Raw genomic sequence first — 20,727 nt, 5'->3', positions numbered from 1 at the left:
GGTAAAAACATATAATTATATAGCAATCGAAATGGATTCATTATGTATATAATATAAGTGGAGAGTAAAATATTTTACTCTCCACTTATATTATCTTTAGTAATAAAATCTATACACTCAGAAAATGCGAAAGATAATATTGCAAATAAAATCTGTGTTTTTGTCGGAATTCGTACTGATTTTATAAAGAAATCAAGTATATCTATTATAATAAAAGTTAAGCTACAATCGATAAAGAAGTCTATTAGTTTATAAAGAGAATAAGGTAATCTATTTGAATATTTTATAAAATCTAATATATTTGTATAAAATATATCAGTAACCTTACTTATACAAAAGTATATTACAAAAAATATAAATACAGATTTAATAGAATCATACTCAAATCCTAAAAAAGATAAAAATCCAATTCCTACAACTGTGAATATAGAAAATGTTATAATTACTAAAAATAAAATAAATAAAATAAAATAAATAATTTCATTAAAAGGAAATTTATATTTATTGTTAATAATAACCACTCCCCAAATAGTGTATATAATCTATAATACTATATACATGAATATTAATGTATTGTTTTATGATATAATATTAAAAAAATGATATATATACTAATATTATTAAGGAAAATTAATGAAATTTTAATTAAATAATTAAGTTTAAAAGAAAAGTACATCTATTTAATATGTATGATATAATCATATACAAGGAAAACTTTAGCTAGGAGGAACTAAGATGTCAGATGATAGAATAATCGATTTTAATGATTTAAAAAACAAAGTCAAAGATGCTGATGTAGATAAATTTGAGCAATATATGTATAATTTATATTTTTCTGTTATGGATGGAAGTTTAACAATGGCTGAATTTTCAAGAAAAATATTTGATTATATGAATGATAATAATATATCTCAAGAAAAATTCATGAATATACAAAAAAAGTTTATGGAAAGATATGGCATGGACTCAGAAGAAGTTGAAAAGCAGCTTAAAAATTTTGGTATAGATCCATCTTCAGCAGGTTTTGGGAATATTGATTTAAGTAACATGACAAATGAAAACATGGAAGCAATAAAAAAGAGTGCTGGATTTTATGAAAAATATGGATCTAAAATTCAACCTAAGAGTTGCATAACTACTTATATAAAAAATGATAATAATGATATAGAAGTAATAATAGATCAAGAAAAAGTAATGATTTACAGCAATAAAAAAGTAAATCTTATGGATGCAGAATTAAATGAATTTTTACTAGCATATAAAAATATGTTTAATAAAAAGATAAGAGTAGTTCTATGCGAAAATTATAGCGAATACGATTATTAAAATAAAAAACTATGAAATTAGACTTAAAAGTTTTAATTTCATAGTTTTTTTTAATAAGAAATTTCTTTTACAACATTTATACCATTTTGAATCATGCTATTTAAAAATACAATATTTAAAAGTTCAGCAGGATGTACACTAGGTATATCATATGTATCGACTAAATTTATAGGAACAACTATATTTTTAGATATATTTTGTTGATTAAAGTAAGCTTTTAGTGTTACAGCAAATTGATATATGCAAATATCTGTACAATCACCAACTATTATTATATTATCGATATTATTAAAATTTAAATTTTCTAAAGTGAAAAATCCATTAGTAGAATTTTTAGGTAAGATATGTATATTTTCAATAAATTTAAGTTCATCAACTATTTGAGACTCTAAATCGTTTTCTAAGCAGTGAGAAGGATAACTTAGTAATTCTATAGACTCAGGTGTATGGCAGTCTGTAAAAGCTATTATGTTAGCTATTTCATTACTAGATAGATGTTTTGTAAAATTTGCTATAGGACTTATAAGAGCTTCTACCCTAGGAGAGTATAGTGCACCATTTTTTGCAAATCCATTATTAATATCGACTATAAAAAGAGAAGTTTTTTTAAGGTCAAAATTAGATATATTTTCTATAGGTAAATTATCAAGATTTTCTTTTAAAGATTTTAACTCTTTTAATAAATTTTCCATAAAACACCTCCATATTTAATATATTTAAAATTGTACATACTAAATAAATTAAAGTCAAGTTTATGTATTACAATAAAAAATACTACTTTTAAAATAAAAGTAGTATTTTAAAAGGAATTAGTTATCCGCAAAGGTCGAATACATTCCTTATATATAATATGCTTTAATTATAAAATTGAAACACTATAATTAAATTTTTATTTAATTATAAGTTTAGCAAGTAAAGTTATTATAGGTAAAGCAATTAAAGTACGTGTCAAGAATATTAAAAACAAATCTTTTAAATTAAGTGGTATATCAGATTTTAATATAACAGCACCAGTTTCTGTTAGGTATATTAACTGAGTTATAGATAATGCACCTATTATAAATTGAGTTACTTGGCTTATACCTTCACCAGATACCATTATTGATGGTAAGAACATATCTGTAAAACCAACAAGTACAGCAGGTGCAGCTTGAACTGCATCAGGTATTTGTAATAATTTTAATAAAAATACAACTGGGAAAGATATAATATTAAAAAATGGCGTAAACTCTGCAACCATTAATGCTAAAGTTCCCCAAGCCATGACCAGTGGTAATAAACCAAGGTACATATCTATTACTGTTTTACATCCGTTTATTAATATATCTTTTAGTGATGGAGCAGTAGATGCTCTATATATAGCTTTATTTAAACCGAACTCAAATATATTAGCATCTTCAGGAACGAATTCTTCTTTTAAGTGATCAACGTTGTTAAATGTAGTATTTTTAAATCCTTTTAGAGGATATATACGAGGCATTATTAATGCACAGGCTAATGATGCAACGCATACTGTACCATAAAAAGGAACGAATAAAGGCATAAATCCTAATTGATCTGCTATAACAGTTGAGAATGGTAGTGATACTAAAGAGAAACATACTGATATAATAGCAGCTTCTTTAGCAGTATAAAAACCTTGCTTATATTGAGTATTTGTTATCATTATTCCCAAAGTACCATCTCCTAGCCAAGAAGAAATAGCATCTACAGCAGAACGGCCTGGAACCTTAAATAATTTATACATAGATTTAGATACTAAAGTACCAAATAAATCCATAAGACCAAAGTCAACTACAAGTGGTAATAAAAATCCTGATACTAAAAATATTGCAAGTAAGCTAGGAAGCAAACCTAGCATAGTTTGACCTGTAACTTCTGAATTTATAAACTCAGGACCAACTTGATATATGCTCATAACAATAAATATTGCACCTAGTATTCTACACACTAACCAAAATGGTGAAACGTTTAAAAGTCCATTTAAAAATTCGTTTTTTATATTTATAAATTTACTTAAAATAGATAATACTGCAGATGATACTATAACTATTAATGCTAAAGTATTAAGTGATTCTCCAACTGTAATTTTAAAAAGTTCTGATAAAAATCCTATACCTATGTTTATAGGTGATAAGCCTTCTAAAGGAACAATACTTCCATAAGGTATTGGGATTATAAATAGTATTAATCCAAATAGTGATGGTATTAAGAATTTCATTAATCCCGAGTTATTTTTCTGGGTTGCTGATAAATTTTTTTCCATAATTTTAACCTCCAAATTTTAATAAAATAAAAAATTAACTTCGCTAACTTCGATAATGTCGCTCAATTAGTTCGCTAATACATAGCTCAAATAACCTATAAATCAGGTTTATTACTAAAGCCTAGCAATTGAAAACTATATTTTATCTATAAATCAGACAAAGTACAGTTTCCTTGAAATTAAAAAACGCCCCTTGTCTAGAAAGACCAAGAGACGAAAAAGTTCCGCGTTACCACTCTCGTTGATAAAAATAATTAATATTTTATCCACTCAAATCTCTTAAGGCGAGATAACCTATTACCGTACTTAATTTCAGGTAATATTCTCAGAAGCTCTCTTCAGTTAAATTTCAATACCAAGCTTCCACCACCCTTGGCTCTCTATAAAATTAATATAACTTACTTTCTTCATCACTGAATGTAAAATATTGACTTGTTGATTTAATGTTAAAATAATTTTAGAGAAAAGTCAACGATATTTACTGAAAAAAATTTTATTGTTGAAAAATTCAAAAAAATATATAAAAAAATGTTAAAAAATATACAAAGAATTGGAGGGACTAATTTAATAGCTAAAGAAAGTAACATAATAAGATTAATAAAAATAAAATGATATTAATGTATAAAGTTTATCTAGGGAGGTAAATTATGGCCATTAATAATATATTTAGGGAAATGTTTAATGAACAAAAAAGAGAAAGAGAACTGCAACATCAAAAGGAAATGATAAAACATGTACTAGAAAGTAAAGGCAATATGTTAAGCGACTTTGAAACGGGAATGGATTTATTAGATGAAGAAAACTATGAAGATGCAGTATTTTACTTAAGTAAGTGTGCAGAAGGTGATAATTCTCAGGCGCAATATGAACTAGGAAGATTATATAAAGATGGATTAGGGGTAGAGGCAAATAAGGATAAAGCTAAAAAGTATTTAATGGAATCTTATAAGCATGGATTTAAAAAATCAGGAGAACTTTTAAGAGAAATAAGATATAATGAACAACCTAATTTAGATAAAAAAATTGATATAGGATTTACAAATAAAAAAAGCAGATTAGGATTTAGTATAGATATTCCAAATGATTGGATTAATCTAGAGCCTAAAAATAAAGATTGTTTTGATGCAGTAGCTATAGACAATTTTAATGGAGATGTTATATTTAATATAAAAATGCAAGTATTCTTAATTGAGATACCCTATAATATGGCGGGATGTGTATCACTAGATAGTGTAGCAAATAATATGGGATGTATAGAATCTGTTGATTTTAATAATAGAAACTGCAATGGAAAACTTATATGCGGAGAAGGTATTGATGGAACTTATAACTATATATTTATAGCTAAAGGTAAAAGAGGAGTTTATGATGTTAGAGTAATTGTTGATAAGCACCTTGATACTATTTATGAAGAGGTGATAGATCATATAATTTATAGTTTTAATATAGATGAACCTATAGAAGAGTAGATAGTTTTCTAAATAAAAATAGCTAGATTTTAAATAATAATCTAGCTATTTTTATGAAAATATTGTTAAAAAATAAACATAAAAATTAATTACTTAGGCCATCTTTAGTAAAGAAATCATCTTTTTCGAATAATATATGACCACTTTCATACTCGTTTCCATTTACTAATATTTTAAATTTATCTAATTTAAAATTATCAATGTAAGTTTTAGCTATAGAATTTAACATTAGAGATTCGCCAGAAGATCCTAAATTAGAGTCATAAAATTCTTTTGAAAAATCTATAACACCTATTATTTGGCCATTTTCTTTATAAGATTTATAATTATTTAATGCTGTATTTTCGTTTATTACTTTTTGATTTTTCAATTCATTAAATAAAGAATCTGCACTTAATTCTTTTAAAGTAATTTCTTTATTAATAATATTTTCAGCTAAAGAATCAGATGTATAGATGGTTGCTAAAACATCGCCTTCATTGTTTTTACTAAAATTCTCGGACTTAGTAGTATCAATTACTTGGCTTGCATCAGAAGTACTATTACATCCTACTAAAGAAATAAACAGAGTGGCAATTATAAAAAATAGAAATATTAACCTTTTCAATATATACAGCTCCTTTAAATATAAATTTATAGACACTTAATATAAATTTATGAAAAAAGAGCAGTTTAATGACAATAAAAAGAGCTATCCCATAAGGGATGGCTCTTAGTTTTTTGAATTAGCTATTTCTTCAGCTAGATTATTTAAATATTCCCATCTTTCATACTTATGTTCAAGTTCTGCTTCGGCATTTGCTTTTTTATCAAGTACTTCTTGTAATTTAACAAAATCAGTAGCAAATTTTACAGAGCTTTGTTCAAGTTCTTCAATTTTCTGCTCAAGCTTTTCTATATCACTATCTATGCTATCAAATTCTCTTTGTTCGTTATAAGTAAACTTAAGTTTTTTATCATTTTTAGGTTTTTCTTTTTTTGAAGAATTAGAAACTTCTTTTTCAACCTTATCTTCTTTAAATTCAATTCCTTGAATTTCTTTATAAATAAGGTAATCGCTATAATTTCCTGTATATATATGAATTTTCCCCATACCTTCATAAGCAAATATCTTATTACAAATTCTATCTAAGAAATATCTATCATGTGAAACCGTTATAACGATGCCGCTAAATTCATCAATATAATTTTCAAGTATATTAAGAGTATCTATATCTAAATCATTTGTAGGCTCATCAAGTAATAAAACATTTGGAGCCATCATTAATGTTCTAAGTAAATGAAGTCTACGTCTTTCTCCACCAGATAATTTTCCTATTTGAGTATACTGCATAGTAGAGTTAAATAGAAATCTTTCACACATTTGAGACGCTGATATTTTAGTACCATCACTAGTTTCTATATAATCACTAGCTTCTTTTACATAATCAATAGCTCTCATATCAATATGCATATGAGAATCATCTTGATTAAAGCATCCTATTTTTACAGTTTCACCAATTTCTATATTACCACTATCAGGTTTAAGCTCACCATTTAATATCTTTATAAGAGTAGACTTACCCATACCATTTTTACCAATTATACCGATTCTATCAGTACGAGCTAATGTATATTCTAAATTATCTATTAATAGCTTATTTCCAAAAGATTTAGATATATTGTGAATTTCTATAATCTTTTTACCAAGTCTACTAGAACCTACAGATATATCTATTTTTTCATCAGATGAAATATGCTCTCTATTTGTTAGTTCATCAAATCTTTGAAGTCTAGCTTTTTGTTTTGTACTTCTAGCCTTAGCGCCACGTCTAACCCATGCAAGCTCTGTTCTTATTAGATTTTGACGTTTTTCTTCCATACTAGATTCAAGAGCTAATCTTTCCATCTTCTTTTCTAAAAATACAGAGTAGTTACCATCATAGCTAAACAATCTTCCTTTATCAAGTTCAATAATTCTATTTGAAACTCTATCTAAGAAATATCTATCATGAGTAATCATAACTAGAGAACCGCGTCTTGAATTAAGATATTCTTCTAAATAATCTATAGTATCATTATCTAAGTGGTTAGTAGGCTCGTCTAATATTAATAATTCGCAAGGAGTTATTAAAGCAGATGCTAGAGAAACTCTTTTTCTTTGCCCACCTGATAACTCTTTTATCTTTTGATTAAAATTAGTTATACCAAGTTTTGTTAATACATTTTTAGCTTCACTTTCTAAATCCCAAAGATTAAGAGAATCAATTTTTTCTTGTATAGAAATTAGCGTATTATTTAAACTATCATTATAATTTTTATTAATTTCTTCTAGTGTTTCTTGGTACTCTAAAAGTAATTTCATTTCAGGAGAAGTACCTTTGAAAACTTGTTCTAAAACAGTTAAATTTTCATTGTAATCAGGGTTTTGAGGAAGGTACTCAATTCTAACTCTGTTAGCCTTAGTAATATTACCAGAGTCGCATATTTCAGTTCCTGCTATAATTTTAAGTAAAGTAGATTTACCTGTACCATTAACACCTATAATACCTATTTTTTCTCCTTCATTAATACCAAAAGATATATTTTCTAATAATTTTTTCTCAGAGTAACTTTTACTTATATTTTCTAAAGTCATTAAATTCATAACATCACCTATATTTCTATATTTATAATTTTTTTTCAAAATGTTGATAATCAGGATTTTTCCAATGTCCACCCCAGCTAAAGCCTCGATGAGTAAAGGCGTTATAAAGGTAATCTCCTTCTATAATCATACCCTTTCTTATATTGGATCTATCAATATAATCAGAGCCTTTTTTAGGATTAGCAGTATTTCCGACTACATGTGGGTTTTGAAGTGGATTTATATCAATTGCAAGACCTTTTCCATGGTTTGATATAACATTAGTACCTTTAATTTTTCTATAAGCGAAAGAAGAAGTATTATTATCAGCCATAGAAAGTTCATCATCAGCATTGTATTCATCTATCAATCTTATTTTTTCAATAGGATATTTTTTATAATAAACCTCTTTAAAAGCATCTACAACATCAGATGCAATATCTTTATTTACAACCATTTCACCAATATGAGTATTTCCATCAAAGTCATAGTAACTAAGTTTTAGATAACTAAGACTATCAAAGCTTATGGGCTCAGATTTAGGCATAGATAAACCTATCATCTTACTCCTTATATTATCAGGAATGGGGGAATAAGAAAATACTGGTTCAATTTTAGAAGAAACATATTCAGAAGAATTTTTATTGTCATTATCTAAATTTGAAGTTTCTTGTTTTATATTAAAACCATCTTTTTCTAAATTGGTGTTGCTAGTTTTTTGTATAATATAGATTGGAGTGATTATTATACCTAGTATCAATAAATATATTAGTTTTTTTATAAGGAATCACCCTTTCATTAAAAAATTTATACTGTTATAATAAAAAAAACTATATATATTATAACTCATAAAAAGAAACTAAAGTAATAGTATTTTAAAATTGAGCTAATTTAAATAAAATAGTTTAAAATTATATTTATAGGGGTGATAAATATGAAAGCAGAAATAGTAACTGTAGGAACTGAGATACTCTTAGGAGATATAGTAAATACCAATTCAAAATATCTAGCTAAAGAATTAGCATTATTAGGAATTGAAGTTTACTATCAAATTAGTATTGGAGACAATGAAAATAGACTATTACAAGTACTTGAGGATAGTTTAAAAAGAAGTGATATAGTAATAACAACAGGAGGATTAGGTCCAACTGATGATGATATAACTAAAGAAGTAGCATGTAAATATTTTAATCAAGAATTAATACTTCATGAACTATCGTTAAATAAGATAAAATCGCACTTTGAAAAATTAAATATAGAACTTACTGAAAATAATAAAAAGCAAGCGTATTTTCCAAAAAATTCAATACTACTTGAAAATAAAAATGGAACAGCACCAGGTGCAATACTAAAAAAAGAGGGCAAGACAATAATAGTGCTTCCAGGACCTCCAAGAGAAATGATACCTATGTTTGAAAACTACGTAAAGCCGTATTTACAAAATACAACAGACAGTATTTTAGAGTCGAAGGTGTTAAGGCTATTTGGAATAGGAGAATCATTACTTGAAGACAAAATAATAGATATAATAAAAGAACAAAGTAACCCAACGATAGCACCATATGTAGGCAATATGGATGTCACTTTAAGAATAACTGCTAAAGCTAAAGATAAAATAGAAGCTAATAATCTTATAAGTGAAGTAGAGGATAAAATTAGAGAAAGAGTAGGGGAATTTATATACGCAGAAGGAGATACATCTATAGAAGAAGTTGTAGCAAAGCTATTAGTTGAAAAAAATATGACTATTTCTACATCAGAATCTTGTACAGGAGGATTAGTTAGTAGTTCACTTATAAACTATCCAGGTATATCTTCTGTATTTATGGAAGGATGTGTAACCTATTCTAATGAAGCTAAAATTAATAGGTTAGGTGTAAAAAAAGAAACACTAGATACATACGGAGCAGTAAGTGAGCAAACTGCAAGAGAAATGGCTATGGGTATAGCTAAAAACTTTAATACAAATGTTGGATTGTCAACTACTGGAATAGCAGGACCAGAAGGTGGATCTGATGATAAACCGGTTGGCCTTGTATATATGGGAATTTACATAAATGGAAAAACTATAGTAAAGAAGTTTGTATTTAATGGAGATCGACAACAAATTAGAATGAGGGCAACAAAGACACTATTAAATGAATTAAGGATAGAATTGTTAAAATTATAAAAAATAAAAAGGTGTTGAAAATTTTCAACACCTAAATACATTTAAGCATAGTGTAAGATTTTACTGTATTTTTTAATATAGAATCTAATATATAATCAATGACACTATTACATATATAAGATGAAAATAGCAAGTCATTTTTGTAATCTAGTTTTTTTACATATTCATTATACAGCTCATAGAAAAAATCTTCGAAGCTATCATGAGTTATAACATCCCCTTTAAATTTAGATAAATCGATTTCTTTAGCCACGATAGATAGCTCTTTTTCATAGGCCATATGTTTTTTCATACTATGTTTAAATTCCCAACGTTGGCTATGAGGAACACAGAAAAAATCACATAAAAAGTGGCAAATAACACCTAATTCTTGGCTGAATTTGCTTACAGAAAAATATTTAGATAAAGAATCTAAAGTAAGACTACATAAGTGATTTATTTTAGATACTATAGTATCTAGAGATTCATCAAGATAATGTTTTTGAAATACATATTTAGATGATGAATCAGGCTTTATATTACCATAGATAAAGTTTTTTTCACTTACGAAAAACGATTTGTTATAATCTATATTTCCAAGTAATGATTTAGCTATTAAAAAATGAGCGTTCATTAACATATTTTACACCTCGTTAGTTTAAGATGGTTAAAGTTAATTAACCAAAATTTATAAGACATATTAATGATATCAATAAATTATTCAATTTACAATATGAAATTAATGTAAATAATGTAACCAATTATAAATAAAAGATAAAATTTATTTTATATTTTATTCTAAAAATGTAATAATTATTAAAAATGATATAAGATTCATATCATAAAAAACACCTATAATGCCAGTACTAGCATTATAGGTGTTTTTTATTTTTTATGTTTTATACCTTGGTAAGAATTACGTATTTTTAAGGTATCATCAATTGCATTTAAAACTTCCCATTTTTTTAAACTCCATAAAGGTCCTACAAGTTCATCTCTTTTTCCATCTCCAGTAAGTCTATGAACTATCATAGTTTCAGGAAGTATCTCTAATTGATCACAGACTAAGTTTACATACTCATCTTGTGTCATTAAATTTAACATTCCTTTATCTAACATTTTTTCCATAGGAGTATCTTTTATAACATGTAGTAAATGTATTTTAATACCATCCACATTTAAATCAGCAACTGCCTTAGCCGTTTCCATCATCATATTATAATCTTCTCCTGGAAGGCCATTTATTATATGAACTATAGTTTTTATATTTTTAGACTTTAATTTTTCAATACCTTTAAGAAACTCTTCATAATCATGACCTCTATTTATAAGTTTAGAAGTTTTATCGTGAATAGTTTGAAGTCCTAATTCTACCCATAAATTAGTTCTTTCATTAAGTTCTCCTAAGTACTCAATCACATCGTCAGGAAGACAATCAGGTCTTGTTGATATAGAAAGCCCTATAACATTATCCATTTGTAGTATAGTTTCGTATTTTTCCTTTAAAACATCTAATGGAGCATAAGTATTAGTAAATGCTTGAAAATAGCCTATATATTTTGCTGAGGCCCATTTTTTATGCATCATTTGAGTTATATCATTAAATTGTTTAATAAGATTATCTTTAGGATTTCCAGCAAAATCCCCAGAACCTTCTTTGCTACAATAAGTACATCCACCGTATCCTGCTTTTCCATCTATATTAGGACAAGTAAAACCTGCATTTATAGATACCTTAAACACTTTTTCACCAAAAGTATTTCTAAGGTAGTAATTCCATGTATGATATCTTTTATTATCAAAAGCATATTTAAAATTTGTCAATTATATCACCTTTTTCTAAGTTATATTTTATGAAGTAAATAATTTATATTAAAATATATTACCATAAATAAATTATATATACAAATTACATATTAGCATGAATAATAATTACAATACTGTTACATATTTTACTGAATATATATATTTATACCCTAATAAAATTTACTAATCAGATATTTGAGGGGGGTAAAGTATGGATGAAGAAAAAGACAGTATAAGTGGAAATATTAAAGATGGTGATATTTCTAATCAAACAGAAGAAGAGATAAAAGATGTTTCTGAAAATGAAGAAGTATTAGATGATAATAATGACAGTGAGAAAGTACTTATCGAAAATGAGGAAATTAATAATGAGGAAAAAGAAGACCTACAAAAAGCATCTAAATGTGGTAAAAACAAAAGAAATGCTATTATATGGATTATAATCGGTGTATTAATATTATTATTTATAGTAATGTATATAAAAACATCAAAGTATGAAAATTTAGTATATCCAAATGTAACTGTATACAAAGAAGATGTATCAAAATTAGATGAAAAACAGTTAAAATCAAAATTAGAATCTATAGAAAATAGTATAGAAAAAAGTCAAATATATATAAAAGCTAATAATAAAGAATATAAACTAAATATTAAAGACATTGCATCAGGATATAATATGAATCAATTAGAAGATGAGATTATGAGTTATGGAAAGGATGGCAATTTTATACAAAAGTTTTGCAAAATAACATTTGGTAAAAATGCAGACTATAAATTTACTATTAATACAAATGATAATTTAATCAAAAACTTTATAAAGGAAGTAGCAAAAGATACTAATAAAAAATCTAAAGAACCAGAAGCTATAATAAATGGAGAAAATATAAATTTTGTAGAAGGAAAAGATGGTATAAAACTTGACGAAAATAAATTATTTAATGAAATACAAAAATGTATAGACGAAAAAAATATATATAATCAAAATTTAAAAATAGATGCAAAATATAAAACTGAAAATCCAAATATACCAATGGAAGAGCTAAAGAAAGTAAACTTTAAAATATCAACATATTCAACTAGCTATGGAGCAGGTGGAGGAAGAGGAAGAAATGTAGAACTTGCAGCAAAACAATTAGATAATATGATATTAATGCCGGGACAAGAATTTTCTTATGAAAAGACTTTAGGTGATATAACTATAGAAAATGGATATTCATATGCACCTGTTATAGTAAATGGAGAACTTAAAGATGGAGTAGGTGGAGGAGTTTGTCAGGTATCATCAACTTTATATAATACACAATTAAAAGCAGGCATAGTTCCAACTGAAAGAAGAAATCATTCAAAACCAGTACATTATGTCCCAAGAGGTCTTGATGCTACCTTAGCTACAGGAAGTATAGATTATAAGTTTAAAAATACATATAAATACCCATTAGTGATAAACACAAAAGCAGGTGGAGGAACTTTAACAATAGAGTTTTGGTCAAATGAAAAAGCACTTAATGGAATTGAATACAAGGCTGTAGGATATGCAAGTGGAAATGTAGCAAATACATATCTTTATGGATATGATAAAGAGGGTAAAAAGGTATATGAAAAACATATAGATACTAGTGTATATAGATAAAAAAGAGGACGAATGCCCTCTTTTTTATTTTAGTTTATTTCCCATAGAAACTAAATATGAACCTATTAGCATTATTAAAATAGACAATATTGAAACTATGAACCTAGATAAAAATAGAGGCGATAATATTAATGTAAATCCAAATAATATAGTTAATATATTTAAAGCTCCAAATCTATAATAAGGATTATTTTTGTTAACTATTAATCTTTTTACTTGAGAAAAAATAATATAAGCTCCGGCAATAGAAGAAATAAGAACTTGTATTTTTTCTGGGAATAAAAATAATACAACCGCACTAATTAAAAGTATCATCTGTAAATTTGTAAATGGCCTTATTTCTTCTTTAGATGCATATCTTCTAAGATCATTAATGTTTTTTAAGTTTAAGTATGCAAAAAATAATAAAACTATACTTAAAGCCATAGAAATAATTTTTATACCTAGATGTTTATTAAAAAAAGAAAAGGCACCAAGACCTAATAATAAAACTCCCATTAATATAAATTTAGTAGAATTTTCTTTTTTGAACATATTATCAAAGTTAATATTAAATATTTGAAACATAAATTTCACCTCGCTGTTTATAAATTTATACAATGATTTTTAATTAATTATAACAAAAATTACAATTTCCTCAAATAGTTTTAAAGTCAAATATAATAAAAATTCGCCTTACTCCTATTGAAATGATTGCGTACGTTGCTAAAATAAAGTATAAAAATATTGAATGAATTACTATGATATGCTACCTTTTATATTAAGGAAAATATAGAAAATATTATATATTGATAATACTCACCATATCAAAGTTTTATTAAGACACAGTGTATATGGTATTAATAAAAAGGTTGTATCATAAAGTATATTAATAAATATTAATCTTAAGGAGGGTGAGTATGTCAAATATAGTACCAATACTATGTGCGGTATTAGCAGGTGGATCAACTGCTTTAGAAGCATTTGTAAATGGCGAACTTGGAAAAAGTACAACTGCATTAACAGCAACTTTTATAAGTCTAATAGTAGGATCTATATTTTTTTTAATAAGTATTTTGATAACAGGAGATTTAAAATCATTAGGTAATATAAATGATATAGATCCAAAGTTACTAATAGGCGGAGTACTTGGAGGTCTTGTAATATATTTTACTGTAAGGGCTATACCAGGGTTAGGGGTATCCAATACTCTGACGTTGATAGTAGTATCACAAATGCTTATAGGATTTTTAATAGATAGTTTTATTTTAGGACAAGGATCTATACACTTATATAAAGGTATAGGAGCTGTTTTACTAGTAATAGGAACTTTCTTTATACTCAATTAGTGAGAATAAGATATAAAGAGATATTTGGAGGTATTAAAAATTGACTAATGAAAAATTCGTAATGTCATTTAGTGGAGGTAAGGATAGTACATTAGCCTTATATAAAATGATAAAAAGAGGGTATACACCAGTAGCACTTTTAACAGCTGTTAAAAAAATGAAGATGAATCATGGACTCATGGTCTAAACCATAACTTATTAAAGCAAGTTAGCGAAAGCTTAAATATACCTCTTATAAAAGCTGAGTGTGATGTTTCTAACTATGAAAAAACATTTGAAGAAATGCTTTTAGTAGCTAAAGATATGGGAGCTACTATTTGCGCATATGGAGATATAGATATAGTTCATCATAGACAGTGGGGAGTAGATAGATGCGAGGCTGCTAATATGAAGTCAGAATTTCCTCTATGGCAAGGAAGTAGAGAAGAATTAGTTTATGAATTTATAGATAGCGGATTTACAACTATAATAAATAAAGTAAACTTAAATAATTTAGGAGAAGAATTTTTAGGTGAAAAACTAACTAGAGAAATTATAAGTGATATAAAGAAGACTGGATCAGATCCATGTGGAGAAAATGGAGAGTACCATACCTTTGTAATAGATGGACCTATATTTAAGAAAGCTATAGATTTTAAAATATCTGATAAAATAATTGATAATGGATACGGTCATTTACATATTGTATAAAAAGTTTTATTAAAATCAAAACACCTAAGGTTATATAATCTTAGGTGTTTTACTTTTAATAAAATATTATTTTTTCTCCCATGCTATAACAACAAAATCTTTTCCAGTTTCGTTCTTTAATGCAGCTTCAGCTTTTTTAATAGCATCTTCTTCTTGTTTAGTTATATGAGCTATTTTATAAGAATTATTTTCCATTATTGCACCTCCATAAAATTAAATTCAATATATTTTGTGTAAATTTTTAATTCTTTATGATAAATACATATTTACATATTTGGAAATTAATAAAAACTTTATTTTTTAAGATATGGATTATTAATGATTTAAGCTATTTACATGTGCTTAAATTTAGAAGTTAGAAATTATATATAAAAAAGTATGTACATTGGTATTATACTAAGGTATATACTAATATTAAGGAAAAAATTAGTTAGTAATTATACAAATAGGAGTGATATTTTGCGGTCAAAACAACAAATAGTAAAAAATATTTTATTGATAATAATAGGTTCAACTATTTTATCATTTGGAAGTTACAATTTTAATTATCAAAACAATGTAACAGAAGGTGGAGTATTAGGTTTATTACTTTTAATGAAGAATTTATTTGATATATCTCCTTCAATAACAAGCTTAATAATAGATTTATCATTATTTGCACTTGGTTCAAAGTTCTTTGGAAAAAGATTTTTATTATATTCATTAACAGCAACTATTGCATTTTCATCAACATATAAAATATGGGAAAGTATAGGATTTATAGTTCCAAACCTTTTAAATAATATGTTACTTGCAAGTATATTTGCAGGTCTAGGGGTAGGTATTGGAGTAGGTCTTGTTGTAAGAGGTGGAGGAGCATCCGGTGGAGATGATGTTATTGCTCTTTTAGGTAATAAGTTTACACCGCTTAAAATTCACCATGTATATTTAATAACAGATATAGTTGTTCTTTTATTATCATTATCATACTTAGATTTGAAACAGATATTTTTCTCAGTAATTGCAGTAAGTATAAGTGGAAAAATTATAAGTTTACTTTATAAAGATGAAAATGAAGATAAAGATGAAGATAAAGATGAAGATAATAAAGAAAATGTAGAAGATGGAATTTTGGTATAATATTAATAGGCTATGGATTATAATCCATAGCCTATTAATATTAAATTTAAAGGAGTTAATATATGAAAGAATATTATAAAATAGGTGAAATATCTAAAATTTATGGAATCGGAAGAGACTCCTTAATGTATTATGAAGAAATAGGAATACTAAAACCATTTAGAGATAAAAATGGATATAGAATGTATAGTATATCAGATATATGGAGACTTAATTTAATAAAAGAACTTAGAAGTTTAAATTTTTCTATGAAAAAAATAAAAGAATATTTAGATGATAGAAATATAGAAACTACTAATAAAATATTAAATGAAGAAATCGATCTTATTGATGAAAAAATAAGAGAATTAGTAAATTATAGAGAAAGTATAAATAAAAGATTAGATTCAATTAATAATGTTATAAATGAGTCTAATATAAATGAGATAAATGTTGTATACATAAATAAAAGAAAGGCTTTAAAATTAAATGCAGACATAAAAAAAGATGAAGATGTAGATTTTTTAATTCAAAAGTTACAAAAAGAATATGAAGATAGATTCAATATATTAGGAAATAATAATATAGGAGCAGTATTTAACTTAGAAAAAATAAATCAAGGAATATTTAACGAGTTTAAATCAGTATTTTGTTTTTTAGAAGAGGATGAAGATATTTATAATATAGTTGTAGATGAAGGATACTATGTAACATTAACTTATAAAGGTAGTTACAAAAATAATAAAGAATATATTAATAAAATGTTAGACTTTATAAATACTAATAAATATGAGGTTATTAAAGAACCAATAGAAATATATAAAATAGATATTCATGAAACAGGAATTGTAGAAGAATTTATTACAGAAATACAAATACCTGTAAAAATTAATACTAAAAAGATGAGTTAAAATGTAACAAAAAGTAGAATAATATCATAAATATAATATATATATAGATAATATATATACTTTTTTATATTTTTATTTTTTATTTATTAATTATGTGTCATGGTAAAGTATAAATCGGAAGAAAGTAATAAAGTTTACTAAGTAAATTTTATTACTTTTTTAGTATAAGTAAATAATTCAAACATAAGTAAATACTAAATAATGATAAATTAGTTACCATTATATAATATAATGATTTACATATAATAAAATTAAATCAAAATATTTAAGGAAGGAGAGACCAGATGACAAAATCCAAAAGGATTGACATAAAAATAATTTCCTTAATGATTTTTTTAATTATACTATTGTTACCTAGCAAATGTTATTCAATACAGAATAATAAGAATATAGACCAAGAAATTATTGTAGGAGGAGAACTTCTTCACATAAATATAAAAACCGAAAAACTTATGTTTTATGTAGAAGATGATAGTAGATTTAAACTGAAAAAATATGATTTGATAACTTATATACAAGGAAATGCTGTGAAAAAAGCATTTAATAAAGACTTTATAACTAATGCAACTAGAAAAGATATATTAACTTTAAATATAAATATGAAAGATAATGAGAATATAAAATTAAAAATAATTAGAAATAATAAAATAAAAACCTTATATCTTTCTAAATATGATATTAATCCTAGTTATTTCACAGAAGAAGTACCTTTTTCTGGATCGTTAACTTATATAAATACAAAGGATAATACCTTTGGTGCTTTAGGACATAATATGAAAATACCTGATTCACCTGATATTTTATCAAAAAAGGGAGATATATATTTGTGCAAGTTGCAACAAATAAAAAATCAAATCTCAATGAAGTTGGAAATATGTATGGTGAAAAAATATGCGATGCTCAAGGTAATATATTAAATATAAACGACTTTGGAATAAGAGGAAAAATAATAGGAAATGAAGTATTTAAAAATGCTAGTATATACAAGTTAGGTGATAAGGATGATGTAAATTTAGGATCGGCACAAGTTTTAATAAAAGATGATAAGGATTCGTCGAAAAACTCATATGATATAGAGATAACTAAAATTACTGAACAAAATAAACCAGAAATATGTGGTTTTGAATTTAAGGTAACTGATAAAAATTTAATTGAAAACTATGGAGGAATTGTTCAAGGTATGAGCGGTTGCCCTATAATACAAAATGGTAAGTTAATAGGTGCTTTATCTCATGTATGTAATGACGACACTAAGAATGGAATGGGAGTATATATAAATTGGATGATAGGAAGGTAAATCCTATCATCCAATTTTTATTTAACCCATATTGGAGCTGTTACTGATACTTTTTCATTATTTTGAATTACTTTGACATAATAAAATTTATTTTTAGTAGGCTTTAAATTAAAGTCCAATTTAGCTAAGTTAGAATTAAATTTTTTACTGTTAATAATTTCTCCATTATTACTTACAACTTGAATCTCTTCTATTTTATCATCAAAATCTTTATCAATTGCACTTATAGAAAAATTTAATTTTGAAGTTTTACTTATAGTTGAGCCTAAAGGTAGATTATTAATAGTATAATCTATTTTTATATTTTTATCTTGGGTAGCATAAACTCTCATTTTCTTTAAAGAATCGAATAAAGCATCTTTAGTCAAATCAGTAGAAAGTATAACTGTTCTAAATTCATTAGCAACACCAAAATCTATTCTATGGTTATCTTGATTACAAGTAGGAGCCACATGCCAGCCATTATCAAGTGCTAATTGGTACATATCATGAGAGATTATATTTTTAGATAAATTTTTATTGTATCCATTACCAACTTCAATAAGAGATATCACCTCATCACCATAAGGAGAATATTTTAAATTATCAAATTTACCAAATTTATCACAAGGGTGATTAAATTGACCAATCAAATCTCCTTGGTCATAAATTAATTTATAAAAATTTTCTAAAGTCATATTAGGATGTTTCTCAGTTACAAATCCATTTGAATTAAATATATTAATATGGCCTATAGGATCTTTTGAGTTATGAGGATAGGTCATTTCAAAACCATTAAGAGCCGTGAAATTTCCGTTTGAATTAAATTTATCTTTAGCTTTTATAAGCTCATTCCATTTTTTACTAGAAGATGCATCCTCTATACTACAATTTAAATTATTGTCCAACATATTTGAGTGTTCTGTTATTGCAAAAAAGTCTAAATTTGCTTTATCTCTTGCCATATAATAAGCATCATCATAGGTACCGTGACCGTCACTTGCACTTGTATGAGAGTGTAGCAAACCATAATAGTGAGTATAAACAGGAGTACCAACTGTAAAATACCATTCAAATGTAGTATTATTTTTATTCTTAGAAAGATCAGACACTTCTAGTTTAACTATTTGATTACCTCGTTTAAATTTTTTATCTGGAGTATAAATTATTGTATGATTACTTATTGTACATTTTTTAGTTACATCATTGTAATTGACATACAGTTTTACTGAAGATGTATCTATACCACTTTCATCATTATAATTTATTTTTATAGTAGGCTTACTAACTATATATTGCTGGCACTTTCCAGGAGATATGTTTTTTACATTTGGAGGAAGTATATCCTGTTCATTTATAGTAGGGACATCATTATTATAAGTATATTTAATGTCTTCATTTGTTAAATCTTTTCCTTTAAAAATATTAGAAAAACATAATAAAAGAGAAAGAGCTAAAATTATTGTTAAAATCTTAGAATACATATATAATCATTCCTTTTAAAATAAAATATAATACTTATGATATGTAATTTTTATTTGTACATACATGAAATTATAGGTTACTTTAATATAATTTACTAAGATAAAAAAATTCATCTTAGGAGGAAGTTTATGAGAGTAGAAGTAATTGAGTCTAAAGTAAATAAAAAAGAGGCTAGAAAGCATCTTTTAAGTAAGATGCCATTAATGAGTAGAGTAGCTCAATTTAATAGTGTAGCAACTGATGTACATTTAGAATACATAGAATTTAAGGTATTAAGTTATGAAGTTATAACTAAAGAAAAAAGAAATAAAATGTTTAGACAAAACACTAAAAGTAATAAAATAACCATGTTAGTAAATACATACAATGGATACTCTCAATCAATAGACAATGTTCCAAATACATCAAAAAGATATATATCAAAAAGTTGTATTAAAAGATCTAAAATAAAAGAAGAAGATATGATAGAGGGAGTTAAAGCACAAATAATATTCTTTTTAAAGGATAAATATCAAAAAGAAAACCTAGATAAAATTAGTTTTCAAAATATAAATATAAAAGAGATTAAAAGTATTTATAAACCCTATTGGGTAGCAGATTTTAAAGGTAAAAATATACTTATAGATGCATAATAAATAAAAAATTTACTTTACTTATATTACCTAAAATATATAAAAAGGATATAAAG

General features: G+C 25.5%; 21 protein-coding genes, 1 pseudogene and 1 other annotated feature. Of the genes and pseudogenes, 11 read left to right on the top strand and 11 right to left on the bottom strand.

The window, feature by feature from the left end:
- Positions 1-74 precede the first annotated feature (74 nt).
- Positions 75-521: a YrvL family regulatory protein gene (locus JWF52_RS17155; protein WP_208334714.1), complete on the bottom strand. Its 447-nt coding sequence runs from the start codon at positions 519-521 to the stop codon at positions 75-77.
- A 214-nt stretch (positions 522-735) separates the two neighbouring features.
- Here JWF52_RS17155 and JWF52_RS17150 point away from each other — a divergent pair, with 214 nt between their 5' ends.
- Positions 736-1,326: a DUF3867 domain-containing protein gene (locus JWF52_RS17150; RefSeq protein ID WP_208334713.1), complete on the top strand. Its 591-nt coding sequence runs from the start codon at positions 736-738 to the stop codon at positions 1,324-1,326.
- Between the two features lie 50 nt (positions 1,327-1,376).
- On the opposite strand, the gene JWF52_RS17145 is transcribed toward JWF52_RS17150, so the two are convergent.
- Both JWF52_RS17145 and JWF52_RS17140 read right to left on the bottom strand, forming a co-directional pair.
- On the bottom strand, positions 1,377-2,018 hold the full coding sequence (locus JWF52_RS17145; protein ID WP_208334712.1) for an isochorismatase family protein: 642 nt from the start codon (positions 2,016-2,018) through the stop codon (positions 1,377-1,379).
- Positions 2,019-2,215: 197 nt separating this feature from the next.
- Positions 2,216-3,592: a YjiH family protein gene (locus JWF52_RS17140; RefSeq protein ID WP_286184248.1), complete on the bottom strand. Its 1,377-nt coding sequence runs from the start codon at positions 3,590-3,592 to the stop codon at positions 2,216-2,218.
- 206 nt (positions 3,593-3,798) lie between these two features.
- Positions 3,799-4,015, bottom strand: a binding site (T-box leader).
- A gap of 224 nt (positions 4,016-4,239) precedes the next feature.
- Between JWF52_RS17140 and JWF52_RS17135 the strand changes: the two genes are divergently transcribed.
- Complete coding sequence (locus JWF52_RS17135) at positions 4,240-5,061, top strand: tetratricopeptide repeat protein (RefSeq protein ID WP_208334711.1); 822 nt, start codon at positions 4,240-4,242, stop codon at positions 5,059-5,061.
- A gap of 85 nt (positions 5,062-5,146) precedes the next feature.
- On the opposite strand, the gene JWF52_RS17130 is transcribed toward JWF52_RS17135, so the two are convergent.
- The 3 genes from JWF52_RS17130 to JWF52_RS17120 form a co-directional block, all read right to left on the bottom strand.
- The gene (locus tag JWF52_RS17130; protein ID WP_208334710.1) at positions 5,147-5,668 is read right to left on the bottom strand and encodes a GerMN domain-containing protein; all 522 of its coding nucleotides are present in this window, start codon (positions 5,666-5,668) and stop codon (positions 5,147-5,149) included.
- Between the two features lie 105 nt (positions 5,669-5,773).
- Positions 5,774-7,687, bottom strand: coding sequence for an ABC-F family ATP-binding cassette domain-containing protein (locus tag JWF52_RS17125; RefSeq protein ID WP_208334716.1), 1,914 nt, complete (start codon positions 7,685-7,687; stop codon positions 5,774-5,776).
- Positions 7,688-7,709: 22 nt separating this feature from the next.
- The gene (locus JWF52_RS17120; RefSeq protein WP_286184247.1) at positions 7,710-8,426 is read right to left on the bottom strand and encodes a M15 family metallopeptidase; all 717 of its coding nucleotides are present in this window, start codon (positions 8,424-8,426) and stop codon (positions 7,710-7,712) included.
- Between the two features lie 174 nt (positions 8,427-8,600).
- Between JWF52_RS17120 and JWF52_RS17115 the strand changes: the two genes are divergently transcribed.
- Positions 8,601-9,836 carry a competence/damage-inducible protein A gene (locus JWF52_RS17115; RefSeq protein ID WP_208334709.1) on the top strand — a complete coding sequence of 412 codons (1,236 nt, stop codon included), beginning with the start codon at positions 8,601-8,603 and terminating at the stop codon, positions 9,834-9,836.
- Positions 9,837-9,867: 31 nt separating this feature from the next.
- Here the strand turns inward: JWF52_RS17115 and JWF52_RS17110 are convergent, their stop codons facing one another.
- On the bottom strand, positions 9,868-10,455 hold the full coding sequence (locus JWF52_RS17110) for a zinc dependent phospholipase C family protein (protein WP_208334708.1): 588 nt from the start codon (positions 10,453-10,455) through the stop codon (positions 9,868-9,870).
- Between the two features lie 245 nt (positions 10,456-10,700).
- On the bottom strand, positions 10,701-11,639 hold the full coding sequence (mnmL, locus tag JWF52_RS17105) for a tRNA modification radical SAM protein MnmL/YtqA (protein WP_208334707.1): 939 nt from the start codon (positions 11,637-11,639) through the stop codon (positions 10,701-10,703).
- 193 nt (positions 11,640-11,832) lie between these two features.
- Between mnmL and JWF52_RS17100 the strand changes: the two genes are divergently transcribed.
- Complete coding sequence (locus JWF52_RS17100) at positions 11,833-13,251, top strand: VanW family protein (protein WP_208334706.1); 1,419 nt, start codon at positions 11,833-11,835, stop codon at positions 13,249-13,251.
- A gap of 24 nt (positions 13,252-13,275) precedes the next feature.
- Here the strand turns inward: JWF52_RS17100 and JWF52_RS17095 are convergent, their stop codons facing one another.
- On the bottom strand, positions 13,276-13,818 hold the full coding sequence (locus tag JWF52_RS17095; RefSeq protein WP_208334705.1) for a DUF308 domain-containing protein: 543 nt from the start codon (positions 13,816-13,818) through the stop codon (positions 13,276-13,278).
- Between the two features lie 332 nt (positions 13,819-14,150).
- Here JWF52_RS17095 and JWF52_RS17090 point away from each other — a divergent pair, with 332 nt between their 5' ends.
- Both JWF52_RS17090 and JWF52_RS17085 read left to right on the top strand, forming a co-directional pair.
- Positions 14,151-14,579 carry a DMT family transporter gene (locus JWF52_RS17090; protein WP_208334704.1) on the top strand — a complete coding sequence of 143 codons (429 nt, stop codon included), beginning with the start codon at positions 14,151-14,153 and terminating at the stop codon, positions 14,577-14,579.
- Positions 14,580-14,640: 61 nt separating this feature from the next.
- Positions 14,641-15,269 (top strand): annotated as a pseudogene (locus JWF52_RS17085) (Dph6-related ATP pyrophosphatase).
- Between the two features lie 66 nt (positions 15,270-15,335).
- Here JWF52_RS17085 and JWF52_RS19485 read toward each other — a convergent pair.
- Positions 15,336-15,464: a hypothetical protein gene (locus JWF52_RS19485; protein ID WP_286184246.1), complete on the bottom strand. Its 129-nt coding sequence runs from the start codon at positions 15,462-15,464 to the stop codon at positions 15,336-15,338.
- A gap of 264 nt (positions 15,465-15,728) precedes the next feature.
- On the opposite strand from JWF52_RS19485, the gene JWF52_RS17080 reads away from it, so the two are divergent.
- From JWF52_RS17080 to JWF52_RS17065, 4 genes are all read left to right on the top strand, one after another.
- The gene (locus JWF52_RS17080) at positions 15,729-16,388 is read left to right on the top strand and encodes a YitT family protein (protein WP_208334703.1); all 660 of its coding nucleotides are present in this window, start codon (positions 15,729-15,731) and stop codon (positions 16,386-16,388) included.
- A gap of 62 nt (positions 16,389-16,450) precedes the next feature.
- Positions 16,451-17,278, top strand: coding sequence for a MerR family transcriptional regulator (locus JWF52_RS17075; RefSeq protein ID WP_208334702.1), 828 nt, complete (start codon positions 16,451-16,453; stop codon positions 17,276-17,278).
- Between the two features lie 452 nt (positions 17,279-17,730).
- Positions 17,731-18,195, top strand: a complete 465-nt coding sequence (locus tag JWF52_RS17070; RefSeq protein WP_208334701.1) for a SpoIVB peptidase S55 domain-containing protein — start codon at positions 17,731-17,733, stop codon at positions 18,193-18,195.
- Positions 18,105-18,575, top strand: a complete 471-nt coding sequence (locus tag JWF52_RS17065; protein ID WP_208334700.1) for a SpoIVB peptidase S55 domain-containing protein — start codon at positions 18,105-18,107, stop codon at positions 18,573-18,575. Before JWF52_RS17070 ends, JWF52_RS17065 begins: the two co-directional genes overlap by 91 nt.
- A 17-nt stretch (positions 18,576-18,592) precedes the next feature.
- Here the strand turns inward: JWF52_RS17065 and JWF52_RS17060 are convergent, their stop codons facing one another.
- A complete protein-coding gene (locus tag JWF52_RS17060) occupies positions 18,593-20,038 on the bottom strand; it encodes a CehA/McbA family metallohydrolase (protein WP_208334699.1) in 1,446 nt (481 codons plus the stop codon).
- A 129-nt stretch (positions 20,039-20,167) separates the two neighbouring features.
- Between JWF52_RS17060 and JWF52_RS17055 the strand changes: the two genes are divergently transcribed.
- Positions 20,168-20,671, top strand: coding sequence for a hypothetical protein (locus JWF52_RS17055; protein ID WP_208334698.1), 504 nt, complete (start codon positions 20,168-20,170; stop codon positions 20,669-20,671).
- Positions 20,672-20,727: the final 56 nt, after the last annotated feature.

The organism is Clostridium sp. CCUG 7971 (assembly GCF_017590215.1).
Classification (GTDB): domain Bacteria; phylum Bacillota; class Clostridia; order Peptostreptococcales; family Peptostreptococcaceae; genus Faecalimicrobium.
Note: the sequence above shows the minus strand (reverse complement) of the source record. Positions and strands in the feature narration are given on the sequence as shown.